Below are 4,029 nucleotides of genomic sequence, written 5' to 3'. Positions count from 1 at the left end.
CTGGAGTCGGCACCTTACACTCCGATCAACTTATCAATGATGTAGTCAAGAAGCTTAAGTGAGCAATCGCAATAAAAGAATCAGCCAAAGAAATTCATTGATTTGTCGTACGAAAAAAACTTTCTCATGGATTAGGCGTTGATGTTTTAAAAAAAACCTTAACTAAAGAAAAAAAATCAAAAACTGCCTCAAATGATCACGATACGTGTCCTTTGAGGCAGTTTTTTAGGCAATGTTCTTTATTTCTGAAATTCTCTCGCCAGGGTGCAAAGGGTACGGACCATTACTCCGGTCGCTCCTTTAGGGCCTAGGTCTGAGCTTTTTCCGGAATAGGCAGTTCCTGCGATATCGAGGTGGACCCATGGTGTTTCGCCTGCAAACTCTCCGACAAACAGACCGCCTGTTATCATCTGTGCTAGTCTGCCGGGAGAATTGTTCAGATCAGCGACATCGCTCGATTTCAGCATGTCTTTGTACGGCTGAAAGCTAGGCATGAGCCAGATCAGCTCTTCTTCCTCTTCTGCTGCTTCTTTCACTTTGCTGAACAATGTGTCATTATTCGTTAATGCCCCTGTAGTGCAGTCCCCGAGAGCAATCGATACTCCGGCTGTAAGGGTAGCTATATCGACAATATAGGAAGCGCCTTGTTCTTTAGCGTAAGTAACAGCATCAGCCAGGATCAGTCTGCCTTCTGCATCGGTATTTCTGACTTCGATCGTTTTTCCGCTTAACGATGTGATCACGTCACCTGGCTTCATAGCTGATCCATTGATTAAATTTTCGCTCGAAGGGATGATGAACATGATGTTCGCTTTTGGCTTCAGTCTCCCGATTGCTTCCATCGCGCCGATAACAGAGGCGCTTCCTCCCATATCGCTCTTCATTTCAGGCATACTGGCGGCTGGCTTGATCGAGTAACCTCCAGAATCAAACGTCAGCCCTTTACCGACAAAACATAAGACATTTTCCCATCTTTCCGTCCCTTTGTATTTTACGGTTATAAGTTTAGGCGGCTGTGAAGAACCCTGGCTGACCGCAAGGATCGCGCCCATCCCAAGCTTCTCCATGTCTTCCTGCTCAAGCACTTCGTAATCCATCCCATATTCGAGTGCTATATCAATTGCCTCGGCTGCTAAATCAGCCGGAGTCATAAGGTTGGCAGGCGTGTTCACAAGGTTGCGGGCTTTTTCAATACCTTTTCCGTAGGCATAACCAGTCAACAAGCCTGTTTGCGCTTCTTGCTGTGCATAGACGGTGACATTTTCCAGCCTTTTTTCAGGTTCATTGGTTTTTTGTTTATAATCGGCAAAAGAATAAGTAGCGCAAACCGCGGCATCACCAAGCGCATGGGCGATCCGGTCTTGGGTTAGCGTACCGTTATCAAACGTTTCCATTACGATGCCGGCAGACGTTCTTTTTTCGTTTTTCAGTTGCTGAAACGCTTTACCCAACGAGCTCCTTAACATCCCGTATGTCAAACTTTCCTTTTTTCCAAGTCCGATGAAAAAGATTCGCTTAGCGCCGATCTTCCCTAAAGTATGAAGCTTACTTACCGTTTTGGCTTTACTGGAAATATCGCCGCTCCTCATCAGTTCTGTTATGAGGCCTCCGAGCTTTTCATCAATTTCCTTTGCTGGACCTGTAATCTTCGGCTCCTTAAACAAACCGACAAGCAGCACTTCTTCTGCTGACTCCGGTGTATACGGCTGCTTCAATTCAAACATCATGAAAACCTCCTAAGGCTTTTCGTTAATATTTAGCTTATTAATCATAGCTCTATTCTAGAAGATTGTTGATATTAAAAGGTTTGTTTTCTATGAACGTTCAGCTGAACTGTCTTTGAGAACTAAATTAGCATCAAAGCCTAATTCAATAGGGCTGCTTCTATTCTTTGTTCACTTGCATTGGTTGTTACTTTCATCACATATGCTTGATCATCTTGAATACATCATTGAAAAAGTTGATCGGAGTGTAGGGTGCCGACTCCTGCGGGATCAGTGGGACAGGTGAGACCACTGATGGCGCGTAGCGGCGAGGGGGCTCACCGCCCACCCCGCGGAAAGCGTGCGCCTGANNCCTTAATCATACAAAACAGTCTATTCCAAATATAAATAAAGGACCGGAAGCGGCGGCAAGCTTTTTACTTGTTCAAAAGGCACCGTATCCATTCTCTTAGGAAGAATAGATTGGCATCTTTTTATGTATTCAAGCACTTCCGATACGTTCAAGTCCCAGAAGACAGGCGCATAATCTTTTAAATATTCATATCCCGCCTCAAACATCAGCCTAGCTCCTTTTATATTTCCATAGCTGTAATGATAAAGAGCGACACTCATCTGCAGGAGGCCTTTCAGAAAAAGGTTGCTTTTATCCGTCAGCCACATCTCTTCAAGCAGGTCATGACATGTGTAGTAATCGCCTTCATTAAAAGAGATAAAAAACTCGTAATACTCTTCCGGATAGCTTTCCATTTTCATTATGTCCCTCCTTTCATACACTATATCAAAAGATTATGGCAAGCAGAAATCGGGTAACCTGCCTGTATAACAGCTATTCTAAAATAATCTGAAAACAGGAGTCCATGCTTATGACCGCACTTTTGACCAATTTCCCTCTGATTGCTGCATTGCTCGGAGTATTTACCGCACAGTTCCTGAAAATACCGATCGCTTTTATTAAAACCCGCACGCTGAAATTGAATCTGTTTTTTAGCACAGGCGGCATGCCCAGCTCCCATTCAGCTTCCGTCACGTCTCTTGCGACAGCTATCGGAGTTCAGGAAGGACTTGATACAGCAGCGTTTGCTGTATCAGTGATGTTTGCCATCATCGTCATGTACGACGCTAAAGGAATCCGCTGGCATGCAGGAGAACAGGCAACTGTATTGAATGATTTAGTAGAGGATTTTAAAAAGCACGTAAAAGAAACCGAACAGCTGCAGGAAGATAGTGAGAAGACAAAAGAGCTGAAAGAGATGCTCGGTCACAGGCCAAGCGAAGTTTTTTTCGGCGCACTTCTCGGCATCATGCAGACTCTTATAATTTCGTGGGTTTTCTTTTCATAAGGAGTGAAGAACCATCCGCATTGTTTCACTTTGCCCAAGCAATACTGAACTCGTTCACTATCTTGGTCTGGCTCATCTTCTTAAGGGGGTGGACGACTTTTCAGATTTTCCGGAGAGTGTGAACGTCCTTCCCCGACTCGGTCCAGATTTATCAATCGATATGGATGCTGTCGAAAAGCTGCAGCCTGACCTCATCCTGGCAAGTTTGAGCGTACCTGGTATGGAAAAGAACATCGATGAACTAAACAGGCGAAAGCTGCCATATGTTATGTACAATCCTCAGTCAGTCGGTGACATTTTAGACGATCTGCTGGATTTAGGGATGCGCTGCGGTGTGTCAGAACGCGCCAAGCAGACAGTACAGTACGCATATAAAATGATGGATGATTACAAGGACGCTTCATCTATGCTGCAAGAGCGGCCTTCCATATATTTCGAATGGTGGCCAAAGCCCGTGTTCACACCAGGAAAGACGAACTGGCTGACTGAAATCGCTTTTTTAGCTGGGGGCGTGAACTGTTTCGCTGACAAAGAATCTGCAAACTATCAGACGAATTGGGATGAAGTTAAACAAAAAAACCCAGATCACATTTGCATGGTCTGGGTCGGTGTTCAAACCGCGAAAATGAAACCTGAGCTGTTACACAAGCGCCCGGGATGGAACGGGATGAAAGCGTTAGTGCAAAATCATATTCACATTTTGGATGAAGATTTATTCTGCCGTCCCTCTCCAAGACTTTTTACTGGGCTGCAGAAGCTGGCATCGATCCTCCATCCTGAACAATTTCCTGCTTATACTGGATTAGATCCGCTTATGGTGCAGACAGGTAGCAAGTAATAAACCAGCTTCCCAAAAAAACCGTTCACAAAGGGCCGCTTTTACAGCCTTAAGAACGGTTTTTTACTGTTTATTGCATCTGCTGTCTAAATACCTGTACTGTTTTATTTTCATTCAGCGCTTTTAG

The 4,029-nt window shown here is 44.6% G+C and carries 4 protein-coding genes; 2 read left to right on the top strand and 2 right to left on the bottom strand.

Going from position 1 to position 4,029, the window contains the following annotated elements; translation table 11 throughout:
- Positions 1-239: 239 nt before the first annotated feature.
- The gene (locus CGZ90_RS17855; RefSeq protein WP_094253898.1) at positions 240-1,724 is read right to left on the bottom strand and encodes a leucyl aminopeptidase; all 1,485 of its coding nucleotides are present in this window, start codon (positions 1,722-1,724) and stop codon (positions 240-242) included.
- A 372-nt stretch (positions 1,725-2,096) separates the two neighbouring features.
- Positions 2,097-2,471 carry a DUF309 domain-containing protein gene (locus CGZ90_RS17850; RefSeq protein WP_094253900.1) on the bottom strand — a complete coding sequence of 125 codons (375 nt, stop codon included), beginning with the start codon at positions 2,469-2,471 and terminating at the stop codon, positions 2,097-2,099.
- Positions 2,472-2,587: 116 nt separating this feature from the next.
- Between CGZ90_RS17850 and CGZ90_RS17845 the strand changes: the two genes are divergently transcribed.
- Both CGZ90_RS17845 and CGZ90_RS17840 read left to right on the top strand, forming a co-directional pair.
- On the top strand, positions 2,588-3,064 hold the full coding sequence (locus CGZ90_RS17845) for a divergent PAP2 family protein (RefSeq protein WP_094253897.1): 477 nt from the start codon (positions 2,588-2,590) through the stop codon (positions 3,062-3,064).
- A 13-nt stretch (positions 3,065-3,077) separates the two neighbouring features.
- Entirely contained in the window at positions 3,078-3,902 is an 825-nt protein-coding gene (locus tag CGZ90_RS17840; RefSeq protein WP_094253896.1) for a cobalamin-binding protein, read from the top strand.
- The last annotated feature ends 127 nt before the right edge of the window (positions 3,903-4,029 follow it).

Source organism: Fictibacillus aquaticus (genome assembly GCF_002245695.1).
GTDB classification, from domain to species: domain Bacteria; phylum Bacillota; class Bacilli; order Bacillales; family Fictibacillaceae; genus Fictibacillus; species Fictibacillus aquaticus.
Note: the sequence above shows the minus strand (reverse complement) of the source record. Positions and strands in the feature narration are given on the sequence as shown.

What these genes read in the sequence shown, in the direction of transcription:
- CGZ90_RS17855 (WP_094253898.1), bottom strand. Translation starts at nt 1,724, where the DNA reads ATGTTTGAATTGAAGCAGCCGTATACACCGGAGTCAGCAGAAGAAGTG.
- CGZ90_RS17850 (WP_094253900.1), bottom strand. Translation starts at nt 2,471, where the DNA reads ATGGAAAGCTATCCGGAAGAGTATTACGAGTTTTTTATCTCTTTTAAT.
- CGZ90_RS17845 (WP_094253897.1), top strand. Translation starts at nt 2,588, where the DNA reads ATGACCGCACTTTTGACCAATTTCCCTCTGATTGCTGCATTGCTCGGA.